The organism is Leptolyngbya sp. NK1-12 (assembly GCF_032598965.1).
In the GTDB taxonomy this organism is placed as follows: domain Bacteria; phylum Cyanobacteriota; class Cyanobacteriia; order Elainellales; family Elainellaceae; genus Elainella.
The window spans coordinates 1,789,104-1,804,329 of sequence record NZ_CP053586.1 but is presented as its reverse complement, the minus strand read 5'-3'; the positions used below and the strand labels follow the sequence as shown (position 1 = coordinate 1,804,329).

13 protein-coding genes and 2 pseudogenes are annotated in these 15,226 nt (G+C 50.3%); 9 read left to right on the top strand and 6 right to left on the bottom strand.

Annotation, left to right across the window (positions count from 1 at the left end; translation table 11 throughout):
* Nucleotides 1-24: 24 nt before the first annotated feature.
* Nucleotides 25-159 carry a type II toxin-antitoxin system RelE/ParE family toxin gene (locus HJG54_RS35415; protein ID WP_420717384.1) on the top strand — a complete coding sequence of 45 codons (135 nt, stop codon included), beginning with the start codon at nt 25-27 and terminating at the stop codon, nt 157-159.
* A 112-nt stretch (nt 160-271) separates the two neighbouring features.
* Here the strand turns inward: HJG54_RS35415 and HJG54_RS07225 are convergent, their stop codons facing one another.
* Entirely contained in the window at nt 272-1,840 is a 1,569-nt protein-coding gene (locus HJG54_RS07225; RefSeq protein ID WP_316434185.1) for an alpha/beta hydrolase, read from the bottom strand.
* 288 nt (nt 1,841-2,128) lie between these two features.
* Between HJG54_RS07225 and HJG54_RS07220 the strand changes: the two genes are divergently transcribed.
* The 6 genes and pseudogenes from HJG54_RS07220 to HJG54_RS07195 all read left to right on the top strand — a co-directional run bounded on the left by HJG54_RS07220 (nt 2,129) and on the right by HJG54_RS07195 (nt 4,492).
* Complete coding sequence (locus HJG54_RS07220; RefSeq protein WP_316434184.1) at nt 2,129-2,413, top strand: hypothetical protein; 285 nt, start codon at nt 2,129-2,131, stop codon at nt 2,411-2,413.
* A gap of 139 nt (nt 2,414-2,552) precedes the next feature.
* Nucleotides 2,553-2,861, top strand: a pseudogene (locus HJG54_RS07215) (Uma2 family endonuclease); the annotation flags it as partial.
* A 105-nt stretch (nt 2,862-2,966) separates the two neighbouring features.
* Nucleotides 2,967-3,501: pseudogene (locus tag HJG54_RS07210) on the top strand (Rpn family recombination-promoting nuclease/putative transposase); the annotation flags it as partial.
* A 9-nt stretch (nt 3,502-3,510) separates the two neighbouring features.
* Nucleotides 3,511-3,780, top strand: a complete 270-nt coding sequence (locus tag HJG54_RS07205) for a DUF4351 domain-containing protein (protein WP_316435618.1) — start codon at nt 3,511-3,513, stop codon at nt 3,778-3,780.
* Complete coding sequence (locus HJG54_RS07200; protein WP_316434183.1) at nt 3,765-4,103, top strand: hypothetical protein; 339 nt, start codon at nt 3,765-3,767, stop codon at nt 4,101-4,103. The genes HJG54_RS07205 and HJG54_RS07200 overlap by 16 nt, the downstream gene beginning before the upstream one ends.
* Nucleotides 4,091-4,492, top strand: coding sequence for a type II toxin-antitoxin system VapC family toxin (locus HJG54_RS07195; RefSeq protein ID WP_316434182.1), 402 nt, complete (start codon nt 4,091-4,093; stop codon nt 4,490-4,492). Before HJG54_RS07200 ends, HJG54_RS07195 begins: the two co-directional genes overlap by 13 nt.
* 48 nt (nt 4,493-4,540) lie before the next feature.
* On the opposite strand, the gene HJG54_RS07190 is transcribed toward HJG54_RS07195, so the two are convergent.
* From HJG54_RS07190 to HJG54_RS07170, 5 genes are all read right to left on the bottom strand, one after another.
* Nucleotides 4,541-5,509 (bottom strand): iron-siderophore ABC transporter substrate-binding protein, encoded by a 969-nt coding sequence (locus tag HJG54_RS07190; RefSeq protein WP_316434181.1) that lies wholly within the window; start codon nt 5,507-5,509, stop codon nt 4,541-4,543.
* A 48-nt stretch (nt 5,510-5,557) separates the two neighbouring features.
* Nucleotides 5,558-5,980 carry a DUF1636 domain-containing protein gene (locus tag HJG54_RS07185; protein ID WP_316434179.1) on the bottom strand — a complete coding sequence of 141 codons (423 nt, stop codon included), beginning with the start codon at nt 5,978-5,980 and terminating at the stop codon, nt 5,558-5,560.
* Nucleotides 5,981-6,006: 26 nt separating this feature from the next.
* Entirely contained in the window at nt 6,007-8,553 is a 2,547-nt protein-coding gene (locus HJG54_RS07180; RefSeq protein ID WP_316434177.1) for a TonB-dependent siderophore receptor, read from the bottom strand.
* Nucleotides 8,554-8,791: 238 nt separating this feature from the next.
* A complete protein-coding gene (locus HJG54_RS07175) occupies nt 8,792-9,784 on the bottom strand; it encodes an AraC family transcriptional regulator (protein WP_316434176.1) in 993 nt (330 codons plus the stop codon).
* Between the two features lie 342 nt (nt 9,785-10,126).
* Nucleotides 10,127-11,977: a fatty acyl-AMP ligase gene (locus HJG54_RS07170; protein ID WP_316434175.1), complete on the bottom strand. Its 1,851-nt coding sequence runs from the start codon at nt 11,975-11,977 to the stop codon at nt 10,127-10,129.
* A 347-nt stretch (nt 11,978-12,324) separates the two neighbouring features.
* On the opposite strand from HJG54_RS07170, the gene HJG54_RS07165 reads away from it, so the two are divergent.
* Nucleotides 12,325-13,986, top strand: a complete 1,662-nt coding sequence (locus HJG54_RS07165) for a hypothetical protein (RefSeq protein WP_316434174.1) — start codon at nt 12,325-12,327, stop codon at nt 13,984-13,986.
* A 20-nt stretch (nt 13,987-14,006) separates the two neighbouring features.
* Nucleotides 14,007-15,149, top strand: a complete 1,143-nt coding sequence (locus HJG54_RS07160) for an FG-GAP repeat domain-containing protein (RefSeq protein WP_316434172.1) — start codon at nt 14,007-14,009, stop codon at nt 15,147-15,149.
* Nucleotides 15,150-15,226: the final 77 nt, after the last annotated feature.

Below are 15,226 nucleotides of genomic sequence, written 5' to 3'. Positions count from 1 at the left end.
GCCCTTGGCAAAAAACGCGATGAGCTGCGCCCCGGCTGCCTGAGCGATCCAGCTGGACGCCATATTATCTTCTACCGCCATGCAGACAAAGGCATCGAGGTAATCCGCATCCTGCACAGTAGCATGGATACCCAACGGCATATTGCGAAGGAGAAATGAATAGGTATTATCAGACTAATGGTATGGCAACGGCTGAAGCTACTTCTAAACCGTAACTGGCGGATAGGTAAACAATAAAGTTTTGGGCGGATGACAACGAAGTGAAAGTTTGTCAGTTATCTGGCTGAATTATTTCTTCATCAATTGTCTGCACTAAGCTCAATGAATAGGGGGCTTGAGTTAATGCTTTAGCATAAGCCGCAGTTAAATAAGAACGATACCGCTCGTCTTGTTCTATATATACTTTGAAAAATGCTAAACTGAGTGCGTTTTGATAGTTGTGAGCAATCGCTTTGAGATCTTCCCAAGGAGTTTTGGCAGCGGTGAACCGGCCGAGGATATCATAGGTGACACGGGCATGGGGCAAACCTTGGGTCACACTCAGGTACCTGGGAGTCGTAGTCAGGGCCGCGAAGGCTGGCAGTTGTTCCACCACTAGCGGCGTCAAAATATCTAAATCGGTGACTTCCCAAAAAATGGGAATTGTCACTTCGGCCATACCAGTTGTGCCAAACAAACTTTTGCCAAACGGGACAAACATAAATGCGGCTTGAATTCGTTCGTCTTTTAAGGCTACTGGATCTCGCGGCAGTTCTAGAGCACGGCACTGGTAGATCAAGGAAATGTTGACTAGTCCCGTTTCGGTTTGGCAATCCTGCTGCAAATAGGCGAAATCAATCTCGGCTCCAGCCAAGGAAAGGGCCGTACTGCCGCCAAACGAATAGCCGAAGATCCCAACCCGTTCTAAATTCAGCCGTTGGCCCAACTGGGTTTGGTTGAGCTGCTCTAGTTGATCCAGCAAAAAGCTGATATCCTTGGGCCGGTCCAGATATTCGCTCGCGTCAAAGTTTTCCCGATGCAGTCCGGCGTAGAATTCGCGCAGTCGTTGACGGTCGCTGCCGGGATGATCGAGCGTAGCAATCGCGAAACCATGCGAAGCTAAATGGTGGGCAATCTCATCGAATCGATCGCGTCCGGCTCCCAATCCATTTGACATCACAATTACGGGAATTGCGGTATTTTCCGTGATGGGTAAATACAAATCTCCCAAAATTTGCCGCTGCCGTTCAGTATCGTATAACTCGAGCGATTGTTTCTGATAGACAAAACTTCCCGATTGGCGTAGATCGGGCAATTGCTCAAAGCTCAATCCCGATTCCTGGCTTGCTGCTTGAGCGGTTTGTTGATTCAGGCTGACAACGGCCTGCTGAGTTTGCTTCAGGATGCCAGACACCCGCTGGGCAAAGGCTAAGACTCGCTGCAAGTCAATCCGCATATCGGTGGGAAACTGCTGCAAAAAGCCGATGATGCTGACGCCGTCAGGGTTCGCTGTTGCCAAAATCGCAGCACTGCGCAACCCTCTCGCACCATTTTGGTATGCCTCGGACTGAATTAACTCTCCCAGTTCCCGAAACAACCGCTCTCCCGATGAAGTGTAGGCAAACCGATCCACCATGATCGGATCAACTGGATAGCGAAGCTGCAACACGGCTTGAATTTGGGCGCGTCGTTCTGGATTCAACCATTTCAGCAAAGCTAAACTGCCTTCTAATTCGCCAGTCTCGGCAAAAATCGCAAGTTGCTCTACCGTCACAGAACGCCCCAGCAATCCATAGTTGAAATAGATCCGTTCTGCCGCCTGTACTGGAAGCACCAATAACAGCACAACAGCAGCACTCAAAACCAGTAATTTATACAACTTGCGACGATGGACCATATGAAAACAAGCCGAGGCTAAGATTATCCACCAGACCACTCTACAGTAAAAAACTGTGGGTTCGGGATAAGGATAGAACAAATGAAGATGAAGATGGTGTTGAGGATGGAGCAGGTAATCGCTCCTCCAATCTGGATCTGATAGGGTTTACCGTACTGCAGTAGGCGCAGGAGTGGCTGAGACGCAATTGTCGTAGATGCTTGACTTCGTGAAGTTACAATGGGTTGTATTCAATGTCATGAGGTGCCTGCTATGCCTTTGCTTCCCCTCTTGATCGGTTCATCTACCGCGTTGGGAGTTGGCTACTTCTGTGCAGATTTTTATCGAAATCGGCGCAGATTGGCAGAAAAGTCTGTACCGGACGCAGATTTGACCTGCTATGAGTTGGGTATCATTCCAGATGGAGACGAGCTTCAGACTGCTGGTCATGCAGTCAGCCATGCGGGACATGGGATTGCGGAAGCTTCCAGCGAGTGTATGAGCGGCGGAATAGGACATTGCATAGAGGCGATTTCTCACGTTATTACTCCTCATTAATTTGCATCAGTTTAAGGGTTTTGATATAGGTAACGCAAAGGAAATTTCTCTAGCCTCTTCGTAGTTTTATGAATTCTTCTCTCCTAACTCAATCACCTGATTTAAATGAGGAACAACATTTCGTAAGGCGGCGAAACAGCGGGGGTTAGAGCCGGATGAGTGCTATTGTTTGGGGCAAAAGCAGGAGTTTCCTGACTTGGCAATAGAAGTGGTTATCACTAGTGGGTTGGTCGATAAGCTGGAGATCTATCGAGGCTTGGGAGTTACGGAAGTTTGGCAGTGGCAGGCGGGGCAATTTCTGATCTATCATTTGCGAACGATGGGATATGAGCTGATTAAAACCAGTGAACTACTGCCAGATTTAGATATCAATTTGTTGGCGCAGTATGTGAAGCCTGAAGAACAGTTTGATGCAGTGATGGCGTTTCGAGATGCAATTCGTCGGTAGTGGGTTGTGAGTTAGCGATCGCTCCTTTGCTTATAAAGTGTGTTTAGGGAGTGTTGACAGGGATGTTTTGTCGTACACTTGCTCAAGTTCAGCAGTGGAAGCAGTATGCGACGCGATCCAATCTTTTATCAAATGTTTCAACGTTCACCTGCGTGGCTATTCGATCTGCTGGGTGAGCGACCGAGTAACGCTGAGGACTATCGATTTGATTCGGTGGCAGTAAAAGAGCCAAAGTTTGAAATTGATGGGGTGTTTTTGCCACCAGAGCCAGAGCCAGGAGTGATTTATTTTTGTGAGATACAGTTTCAGAAAGATGAAACCCTGTACGAGCGACTATTTGGTGAATCGTTGTTGTATTTTTACCGGAACTGTTCTCGCTTTTGTGATTGGCAAGCGGTAGTGATTTATCCATCGCGCAGTGCAGAACAGAGCAACGTGTATCCTCACCGTTCCCTGCTGAATGGTGAACATTTACCTCAATGAGTTGGGAGATGTCCGCTCGTTACCGCTTTCTGTGGCAGCAGTGGTCTTAACGATCGTGGATGAAGCGGAAGCTCCAGCAACAGCACGGTATTTGCTGGCGAGAACTGAGCAAGAGGAATTTACGGCAAGGGAAAAGCGCGACATAATAGACATTGTGACCTCGATTATGATGTACAAGTTTGCAGCACTCAGTCAAACGGAGATTAGGGCAATGCTGGGATTAAACTTATTTGAGGAACCACGGGCAATTCGGGAAGCAAAGGAAGAAGGGAAGCGATCGCTGGTGATACGCCAACTGACTCGACGAGTTGGGGAATTACCTCAGGTAGTGCGATCGCAAGTTGAGGCTCTGTCTTTGGAACAGGTGGAAGAGTTGGGTGAGGCGTTGCTGGACTTCACGAGCTTAGATGATGTGCAAAGTTGGTTGGCAAAGTAAAGATAGGGATAGAGGTGAAAGAGCTTGCGGCGAGAAGAATAAAGATTTTGTTGACATTCTTACGTATTTTTGTTGGTAGAGGGATAATGCTAAAAAGTTACGAAGCGATCTATGAGAACGGTCAGGTTAAGTGGTTGTCTGACGCACCACCCATCACATCTGCTCGTGTCATTGTGACAGTTTTAGAAGAGACAGTTTTAGAAGAGACAGTGCCTTGTGTAACACGCCGGGTTCCTGCGGCTGCAATCGCGGGTAAAGCTAAGATCTTAGGTGATTTGGTTAGTCCTATAGTTGATGAGCAAGACTGGGAATGCCTGAGGTGATTGTTCTGGATACTCATATGTGGATTGGGTTTGTGAATCTGGCATTTGAGAATTTTCCATCTGAGTGGAAAGAGAGAATCGAAACGGCAAGTCAGGTTGGCATTTCACCCGTATCATGTTACGAAATAGCCTTGGCTCAACGTCGTGGACGATTGCAACTACCTTGTTCTACGAATCAATGGTTTCAAGCAGCTTTAGAACCGTCAGGCATAGAGTTGTTTCCCCTTACATCTGAGATATGTAGTCGTGCAGTTAATTTGTCTTCGGTTCATAGAGATCCTTTTGATCGCATTATTATCGCCACAGCCCTGGAATATCAAGCATCTTTAGCGAGTGTGGATAGCATATTTCATCAATATCCTGAACTTGGCAGTTGTTTGATGCAGTAGCTAATTGTTCCTGTACTCTAGAGTCGTATTCCTGATAAAATACAGACTTTACCTATCGTCGAGCAAGTATTTAAACAAATCATCCAGTATTTGATTCGCTCCTAAAATGCCCCGTGTGTCCCATCTTTCTGGAGGCACCAGATAAGCTCGGTTGGTTTTGACTGCTTTCAGGTGACTAAAGATGGGATGTTGAAGAAAAAAGCTGAGAGGTCTTTGTTCAAAACTCACAATCAATAAGATATCAGCATCGTATTCTTCAATGGTTTCAATGCTGAAGGGCACTCCAGAAGGTGGAAGTTTATAGTGAAGCCCTGTATCAATCAAAACGTCAGTGCCTGCATCATGGCCTCTCTCAGGTTTATAAACATAACCATTGTTGTAGTAAATTAAGGAAACTTCGATTTGTTCCAACTGGTTTCTCAGGCGTTGTCGCAATTCTTTAATTCGTTGCTGATATTGGTTTAAAACTTCCTCCGCTTTTGTCTCTTTGCCAAGTACTCTGGCTACATAGCGAAGATTCTCCTTAAAGAATGCTTCATTAGCTGGTGTCTCAAAGTTCGGAGATACTGGGACAGTGGGAGCGATCGCTGATAACAACGGATACGGATGGTGATCTGTTGCTAAAATCAAATCCGGTTTGAGCAGCAAAACTTTCTCTAATGAAGGCTGATCTGACTTGCCAACATTTGTGGCTCCTTTCACATCATCGATTGATACACTAGCAATAATTTCTCTTCCCTCTCCAATGTCAGATGTATAACCAATCGGCTTGATACCGAGCGCAATCAGGGGATCGAGATTCATGAAAGGATCTAACGCTACAATCCGCTGTGGATTCAGGGGAACACAGGTTTCGCCAAATTGGTGCTGAATCATGCGGCATTCTGAAGTTGTATCCGGCTGTTGAATTGTAGTCAGGTTCTGCTCGATCGCAGGGCTGACACAATTTGCTAACAGAAAAGACAGAAAAGCAAATAAGAGAAATGGCTTGATCCAACGAGAGACTAAGCGACTCATGCTATTCCAATTCACTCTCAATCGCTACGTGGGTAATGGCAGGAACTTTTACAACGGGAACTTCTTGTAGGACTGCTGGAAATTTTTCGTGGGGAATATTTCCTGTTTTACTTGCGGTGTATTGTTGGGCAAATTGCAGGAGATTTGGGGCGGATGCTGCGGGGATGCTGCGGGGATGCTGCTGAAGACGTAGGCGGGTTTGCGAGGGGCGGAGTAGGTAACGACGCAGGCACGACCACAATCCCAGAGGCAACCAACGGGTTGAATGCGAATGGTGTGCAGATCGGGCTGATTAGACCGATCGGTTTGGATCTGTTGCAGGAGGGTAGCACCGTCAGCGGGCTGGTCTTCTGGGTGGTTTTCGGAGAAACAGCAGGATTTGCAAATGAATAGGGTCGATTGAGTCATGGTTTTTGAGGATTGATCGGGTGCTAGCGTAACGGTCAAAACAGTGGCGATCGAGCGCATCATAGGCACAGAACCATGCCAGTGGCAAATTAAAATTTCCAACTGACGGAACCAGTGATGGTGAATGGCTCGTTTCTCACAGCGAAGACACCACTACCTGCAAGGGCATAGTCATTATCGAATAGATTGCTGACATTGATTGCCGCATTGAAGCGATCGCGTCGATAGTAAAGCGCAGCATCGGTGCGGAAGTAACTATCGAGCGTTTGGGTGTTACTCACATCTCCCGGTCGTTCACCCACGTAAAATAGCCCCAGTCCAAATCCCAATCCTTCGAGAATGCCGCTCTGAATCTGATAGGTCGTCCAGAGGCTAGCTTGATGCTCTGGTACTCCCCCAACTTGATTGCCTGCAAAAACGGTATCTTCCGTCACCTCGGCATCGGTGTAGGCATAGGATGCAATAATGTTCCAACCGGGCAGAATTTCTCCTCCAATCTCTAACTCAATCCCACGACTGCGTTGTTCTCCCGTCTGAATTTGAAAATCAGGATTGTCGGGATCATCGGTGGTGACATTCGTTTTTGTGATTTGGTACGCCGCTAAGGTTGTCGAAAGCCGACGATCGAGCCAATCTGTTCTAACCCCAACTTCATACTGAGTGCCTCGGCTTGGCTCAAAAAAACTGTCATCTCGGCTCACTCCAAAGGTTGGGGCAAACGATCGGCTGTAGCTGGCGTACAGCGAAACCGCATCGCTGGGCTGATACACAATACCAATGCGCGGGCTAAAGGCTCCGTCATTCTGAATCAGCCCACCTTCTCTAGTGCTAAGCTCTCCAGGCTCACCCCCTTGAGTATCGTTACTGAGCCAATCGTAGCGACCGCCAACGAGTAAATTCCAGTTATCGCTCAACTCAATTTGGTCTTGAAGATAAACGGCATAGCCGGTAAGCCGAGAAAGTCTGTCAAACTCTGGAATCACTTCGTCAGGGGCGTAGTCGTAGTTTGGGTTGCGGATGTCGAAAACAGGTACATTGGGATCAAACAGAGCGGTGTAATGGTCATCAATGTGACGAGCATCAAAGCCGATTAAAAGCTGGTGGGCAATCGATCCAGTCTCAAACTTTGCCAGCAAGTCAATCTGTCCAAAATATCTGTTTTGGGTAGATTCATTTTCGCTAGTTCCTAGGGTAAAAAAGCGATCGTCCTCGATAGTATCCAACGCACCTGAACGATTATCGATGAACTCAGCTAGTGAGATGGCGAAATTATGCCGCAACTGTAAGTTCTCACTAAACTCATGCCTGAGCCTGTAACCCAATCTGTGGGTCGTGATGGCGTACAAGCCCGGAATCGGATAACCCAGGTACAGATCTCTCGGTGTCAAGCTACCATCGCTCAAGAATGCCGCATCGGTTTTGGGGGCATCCGAGAAAAACCGAGCATATTCATAGTAAAAATTGAGGTTGGTTTGATCTCCCAAGTTCACAGTCAGTGAAGGGGCGATCGTGATCAGTTCCTCTTCGACAAAGGGTTGAATATAGTCTGAACGTTCGTAGCCTGCAATCAAGCGATACAGGACATTTTCATCGGCAGTAAGCGAGCCGGAGAGATCGATGCTGGGTTGAACGTATCCATAATTGCCGACCTCAAGGGCAACCTGGTAATAAGGCTCACTGAGCGGTTGCCTCGTCACCCGGTTGACCACGCCACCCGGCTCCACATTTCCATATAGGATTGAAGCAGGACCTCTGAGCACTTCCACCCGCTCGGTCGTTCCAATCGGAACAATGTCAATGTAACCCCCATCAGGAACCCCGTCGCGTAAGTTGTCCGTTCCTCCCGCTGAAAATCCATTATCAAATCCTCGAATCAGCCTACCTCCTGCGGGCGAACCAAAGATATCTCCACCGTCAACAACACTTGGGACGGTTTGTATTGCTTCATTTACAGTCCTCACATTCCGGTCTTCGAGTACCTGTCGTGGTATAACCGTAATCGCTTGCGGAATATCCCACAGTGGCGCATCCGTTCGCGTTGCGGTTGTTGCGTTAGACGGGTTGTATCCTTCATCCTGCTCACCCGTTACCACCACCTGAATCGCGTCTTCTTCTGTGGCTGTTTCTGCATCCCCTAGTGTCACCGCAAACGCTAGTCCTTGAGCCTCTGATGTCACTTCAGCCACAGGCGGCACATCGGTTCCAGTAATGGCAACCCGCACTCGGTTATTTGGTAACTGGGTCACACTCACCAGCGCAATCCCCTCGATCGGCTCTGCCTGCGAAAACTCTTCGGCAATAGTGGCATTGGGAATATCGGCAATCAGGGCATTACCGATCGATCGCGTCTCCGGCACTGGCAGAGAACCATCTGCCGTTTCCAGAATCACCTGCAATCCGGTTTCGGTTACCTCGACGCGCACTCTAGTGATTTGTAGCAGCGCAGCTTCGATTTGGGCAACCCACTCGCTGACAGTCGTAGCAGCAGGTTCAATTGGCACCTCTACTGGCACCTCTACTGGCACCTCTGGCGTTGCTTCGCTCTGAACTTCCCCAGCGATCGCGGTGGTACTCGTAGCCGAATTTCCCACGACCGCAACCACCACTGCCCATCCGACCCGTTGCCAACGTTGCATAACTGCTTCACACCACTCGACACTTTTGAGAATTAGTATCAAGAGGTATATCAGGTTTGCAGTGTCTTAGAAAAGCAAAAAGGACGCTAGACGGAAGTTTTTTTGAACGCTAGACGGCACAGCATTTTTCTTGGACGCTAAACGATTAAAAATCCTCTACTGTGTCAGAATGTGAGCTATCAATTCCGGTGCAATCCGAAATCCAGCCTTGTTCATCAGATCATCAATCACAAAAAAGCTAACTTTTCGCCTGAAAATGCCAAAACTGTTGTTGATATTGCTTGGGGTTCTGCCCAAACTTTTGTCGAAACGCCGCTGCAAAATAGCTACGATTTTTCAGTCCCACCGCCGTCATTACCTCCGCCACCTGCATCGCGCCCCGTTCTAGCATTTCCCGTGCCTGCTCTAGTCGGTAATCCAACAAATAGTCAAACACCGTCATACCAAATTCCTGCTTGAATCCCTGCTTCAACGTACACTCGTTAAGCTGCGATCGCCGTGCCAATTCTGCCAAAGTCAACGGCTCATGCAGGTTTTGCAACAGCAACTCTCGCGCATAATGCAGTCGCTCTCGTATTCCCGTAGGCAGCTTTTGCACTGTCTCTTGTCCCTGAATGGACTGTTCCCATTCCACCATAAACCCCAACAACTCCAGCGCCTTCCCCTCTAGAAACAGACGCTTAGGTATTCCCTGCCAGGGACAACGCACAATTTCCCACAGCACCCGCTCCATCGGCGGTGTCACCTTACCGACCCTTGCATAGCGCCGCTCATCCTCTGACCCTACCCAATGCGCTATCCCTCCAGGCAACTCTCCCGATTCATCTGCCAAAATCGATCGCAACACCTCCGCCTGTACATACAGCCATATCTCTAAGGATTGCTGCTCCGGTGAATACAGACAGTGCTTTGGGTGCAATCCACTTCCGTAAATGCCAAACTCGTGATCGCCCACCCGCGTCAGCCCATCCTCATGGTGTCCCTGGATGTGAAAATGGAACTCTAAACCATCACACAGCGTCTCCGGCTCAGCAGCCGAATGCTCATACCCCAACGGTACATCCAAAATCTCCAGCTTCAATCCCTCTCGCAACTGAATCGCTCGCATCGTTCCCTGCCCAATCGCGCTGGGATGGAGCCAACTTACATCCAAAGGATCGAACGGATCAGTCTGTACGAATTCCTCCCCTGTTGAAGAATCTTGCGAAGCCTGTTGCGAGACGGAGACCATACACTACCTGCCTAGTTCAGCACCGAAATCTATTGCAAATTATTATCACTTATGCTCAGAGTATTGTCATCCCGGTCAGATCTCCCACTGCTCGGCACGGGCGACTACCTCTGGTACGCTACGCGAACGCCAACTGATCGCCCTTGACCAATGGACCGATTCACCGGCTCCCATTCTCTATGGCACCGTTACAACCGGTGATACCTGGAAATTTGGGCTGCTACACCGTCAGGTCAAGCAGATTCAAAAAGACATCAACACCTATGCAATTCCTAGCGATCTGAATCGGATTCTTTCCGTTCTTTTTGGAGTCACAATGAATATACCTGTTGATTCGATGCGTTAATCTTTTCCTTGATGCATCCGTTGCAGCCAGCGCTGGAGTTTACCCTTTGTCAGGTCGGTGTAGCGCTTGACATGAGTGGCGAGGTTGAAATAGCGCTCCATGACTGAAGTGGGGTCACTGGGGCTATCGGCTGGTAGAGACCACTGCTCTAATAGTTCTAGTTGATTGTTCAGGAATTGGATACGACAAAGCGAGCGTTGCACTTTTCCGCTGGAAGTTTTGGGCAGAGATCCGGGTTTCAACAACAGAATGCTGTAGACATCTACAAAATGTTCCTCGAATACTCGCCAACGAATCAACTCAACCACTTCTGTAATGGTTAAGCGATCGCGATAACTACGTTCAATTTCCTGAGCAATCACCAATCGCTCTTCGTTGTTGACCTTAATCGAGAAAGCAGCATTGCTGCCAGGACGGAAACCAGGATGACAGGCTTCTACAGTTTGCTCAATCAGTTGGGGATAGTGATTAAAGCCCCAGAACACCAGCACATCATGTAAGCGTCCGGTGATAAATAGTTTGTTCTGGTAAAGAAAGCCTAAATCACCGGTGCGCAAATAGGTTCTTTCCGGTGCATCGGGTAGGTGTGCTCGAAAGGTGTGCTCGGTTTCCTGTGGCTGATTCCAGTAGCCTTGACCCAATCCAGCTCCAGAGACCCAAATTTCCCCGATTTGATCCGGCTGACAGCGCTGGCCGGTATTTGGATCAACAATGGTAATTTCTGTATCTAACCAGGCGTGGCCGCAGCTCACAATCGAGCGTTCTGCTCCCGTGATCGATTCAGACGATGCTACCCTGACTTGATGCTGTTCTAGCGCGCCTATTTCCAACCCTAACACCGTAGGATAGGTTTGCTTGTTGCCGCCGCTAATAAACAGCGTGGCTTCCGCCATGCCATAACAGGGATAAAAGGCTTGGCGTTGAAATCCACAGACGCCAAATTTCTGGCTAAACCGCTCCAGCGTATCGGCCCGCACAGGTTCGGCTCCAGTAAAGGCGACTTGCCAACGGCTGAGGTCGAGCGTCTCCAGTTGGGCATCTGTGACTTTGCGGCAGAGCAGCTCATAGGCAAAATTGGGCGCACCGCTGGTAGTGGCCTGATAGCGGGAAATTGCCTGGAGCCAGCGCACCGGCTTCTGAACAAAATCCAGCGGCGACATCAGCACACAGGATGCTCCTAGATAAATCGCCTGCAAGACATTGCCGATTAGCCCCATATCGTGAAACAACGGCAGCCAGCCGACGCCAATCGATTCATTCGTATGACCAAAGGCCAATTGCAGCAGCCGTTGATTGTGCATCAGATTGCTGTGAGTCACCATCACACCCTTGGGTATACCCGTTGAGCCAGAGGTGTACTGCAAAAAGGCGAGGCTGTCTGAAGCAGGAGGCTGCCAATCACAAGGGGCAACCGGCAGTTGGTTCGTGGCGCACCAGTGGCAATCGGTTGAGAAGTCAGCGGCAGCGAGCTGGTTTTTTAATTTGGGCATCAAACTACTCGTGGTGAGAATCACGCTGGCCGATGCGGAAACCAAACGACCGTAGAGTTCGCTTAATCCAGAGCGGTTGCGGGGCGGATGGCTAGCAACGGCAATTACTCCGGCATAGAGGCAGCCCAAAAACGCGGCGATAAATTCTAAACCGGCATCGTAGGGATAAACCAACAGCGCTCGCTCGCCCTTAGCGATATGCAATTGCAGCCAGTTCGCCACCGATTGGGCTTGCTGATCTAGTTCCTGATAGGTGAGGCTAACGGCCTTGGTTTCACCGTCTTGCAAAAACACAAAGGCTTGGTGCTGGGGTCGGTCCTGGGTTTGTTGGCGCAGGCAGTGGATGATGGTGGGCATGGGGGTGGGGAGTGGGGGGTGGGGGTGGGGGGTGGCAGACATGAAGAATAAAAAGCGTAGAGGCGTTTTGCCAAAACGCCTGTACAATCCAGCATTGTGCCAAAACACCTGTACAATCCAGCATTGTGCCAAAACGCCTGTACAATCCAGCATTGTGCCAAAACGCCTGTGCAATCCAGCATTGTGCCAAAACGCCTGTGCAATCCAGCGTTGAAATTAGCGCATTCAGTCGGATTTGATATTAGAAGTTAGAAGTTGTGACTGTAAATAAATCACAAAATAAATCACAGCTTCGATGTTGACAACTGCTCTCGCCAGCTATGGTAGCCCATAGTAATATCAATTTCATGCTGAAGCAGAATTGGCCGTATCGTCTTTGGGTTTGGCTCAGCCTGCTGGTGCCGCTCTACTTTGGGTTAGTTTCCCTTCACTTTGCCCTGAGTCAAGCCTATGTAGTTCAGGACGATGCGCGGCTGCATATCGTGTGGTTGCAGCAATGGATGGATCCAGATCTGTTTCCGCAGGATGCAATAGCCCATTACTATCAAACGATTCAGGCGGGCGGATTTAAAGCCCTCTATTGGAGCATGGCGCAACTGGGAATTGAACCGCTGCTGTTGGCTAAACTGCTGCCGACGCTGCTGGCGCTGATCACCACTGTCTATCTGTTTCAGTTCAGCCTGGCTCTGCTGCCAGTTCCGGCTGTGGCTTTTCTGGCCACTCTGCTGCTGAATCAAAATATCTGGTTCAAGGATGACCTGATCTCGGCTACGCCCAGAGCCTTTGTTTATCCGCTACTGGCGGCGTTTCTGTACTATCTGGTACGGCGACGGTTTGCCTGCTGTCTGATGCTGATCGGCTTGACTGGATGGGTTTATCCGCAGTTGGTGCTGGTGGAATTGGGGCTGGTGCTGCTGCAACGTCGAATCGGCTGGGGACTGCTGGCGGTTGGAGTTGCGGTACTGGTGATTTTGCCCTACCAGCAGCAGGTGGCGCAGGAGTTTGGGGCGCTGTTGAGTGCGGCTGAGATGCAGCAGATGCCGGAATTTGGCCCGCAGGGACGGCGCGAGTATTTCGGCGTTGATCCGCTCAGTTTTGCCCTCAGAGGCGCGAGTGGGCTGCGGTTGCCGTTGTTTCCGCCGATTTTGTGGATTGGGGTGGCGCTCCCCTTTCTGCGCTGGCGGCCCGAAGGGGATTCGCCTGACGTGCCTAAACTGCGGCCCTTGGCGGAACTGCTGCTGGTGTCGCTGACGTTATTTCTGCTGGCGCATTTGCTGTTTCCCAGGCTCTACTTACCGAGTCGCTACACTTTCTACAGTCTGCGGATTGTCATGGCTGTGGCGGCTGGCATGGTGCTGTTTCGGATGCTGGAAGCGGGTTGGTGCTGGTGGCGGAGAAAAATGCAGTTCCGCGTCAGCGATTGGGTCAAGCTGGGATTGGCACTGCTGGGGATTGCTGTGATCACAGTCGTTCCGGCTCTGCCGCGGCTGTTTTTGTCTGGGCAAGGCTGGATTAGCGGCGAATATCCCCAGCTTTATCGGTTTTTGCAGCAGCAGCCCAAAGCTAGCCTGATTGCCTCCCTCACCCCCGAAGCCGACAATCTGCCTGCCTTTACTTTGCGGTCGGTTTTGGTGAGTCGGGAATTGGCCTTGGCCTATCACCCGGCTTTTTATCAACTCATGCAGCAGCGAATTGTGGATTTAGTGCGGGCGCAGTACAGCCCTGACCTTAGCGCCACCCAAGCCGTGTTGAACCGCTATGGCATTGACTTTCTGGTCATCGATCACCAGTTTGCCCAGTCGGATTATTTGCTCCAGCAGGATTGGCTGATCCACAGCTCGTTTCAGGACCAGATTCACGCTACGATTGCCCGCTTGCAGCAAGGAGAAACTCCGGCCCTGAGTCGAGTGCAGGGGTACTGTACCGTGCTTTCTGAAGACAACCTAAGCATCCTCGATGTGGGCTGCCTAAATAGGCTACAGTCAGAAAATGTTCGCTCCACTGGCTGATTGAAGATAAAAAACTCTCTATGAAATCGAGCAAATTTTTTCGGGTTACGCTCAGCTTGTCGCTGGCGGCTGGTTTGTGGATGGCGTCCTCCGACGCAGTAGCGCAGCGGGTGGTGGCTCCCTGGGGCGATACGGGCTACAACTGGGTGGGCGACTACAATGGCGATGGTAAAGCGGATCTGGCCTCGGCCCGTCCGGATGGCACGCTGATTGTGCGCCGCTCGTCTGGCCGCGGATTCACGGTCTCGGCTCGGTCGATCACTACCCCTTGGGGCGCACGGCAATACACCTGGGCCAGAGACTTTAACAACGATGGCAAAACCGATCTGGTCACGGCTCGCGATGCCACCGTGTACATGCATTTGTCGGGTCCCAGCGATTTCGAGACGCTAACAATCGCCACCGATGCCCGCTGGGGTGGGGTCGGCTACAACTGGGCGGGTGATTTCAACGGCGACGGCCTGCTCGATCTGGCTTCGGCTCTGCCGGATGGCACGATGGTGATGCGCTTTTTTAACGGCGAAAGCCTGGAGCTAGATACCTGGTCGGTTTCCACTCCTTGGGGCGGCAGTCGCTACACCTGGGCCGAAGATTTTAACGGCGATGGCCTGACTGATTTAGTCTCTGCCCTAGAAAGCAATCTCTACATTCATCTCTCCGAAGGCAACGGCTTCAAAACTTCTACAATCGACTCTCCCGGCTGGGGCGACAATGGCTTTAACTGGGCCGGTGATTTCAACGGCGATGGCTTTATGGATCTAGCCTCGGCCTTTCCGGGCGGCGAGATGAAAATGCGGCTGTTTGATGCGGTTGGGTTTCGAGAGGAAACCTGGTCGGTGTCTACACCTTGGGGCGGCGATGGCTATAGCTGGGCCGCAGATTTCAATGGCGACGGCACCACCGATCTCGCCTCAGCCCGCGAAGGTCAAATCTTTCTGCACCTCTCAGACGGCAGCCAATTCACCAGTGCCACAATCAGCACACCCAACCAGTGGGGCGATGGATTTTACTACAACTGGGCCGGTGACTACAACGGCGATAGCAAAATGGATCTGCTCTCCCTGCCGCCCGAAACTACCAATCCGGTGATGCGGCTCGGTACCGGCAGTGAATTTGAAGTGGTCGATTGGGGCAGCTCTGGTTATTTGCGTCCGCGGCGGTAATTGCAGCGTAAATGGGACCGTTCCAGATAAGATTGCAGCAGTTGAAGGATTCCAACCTGCAATCACAACCGCCCTTG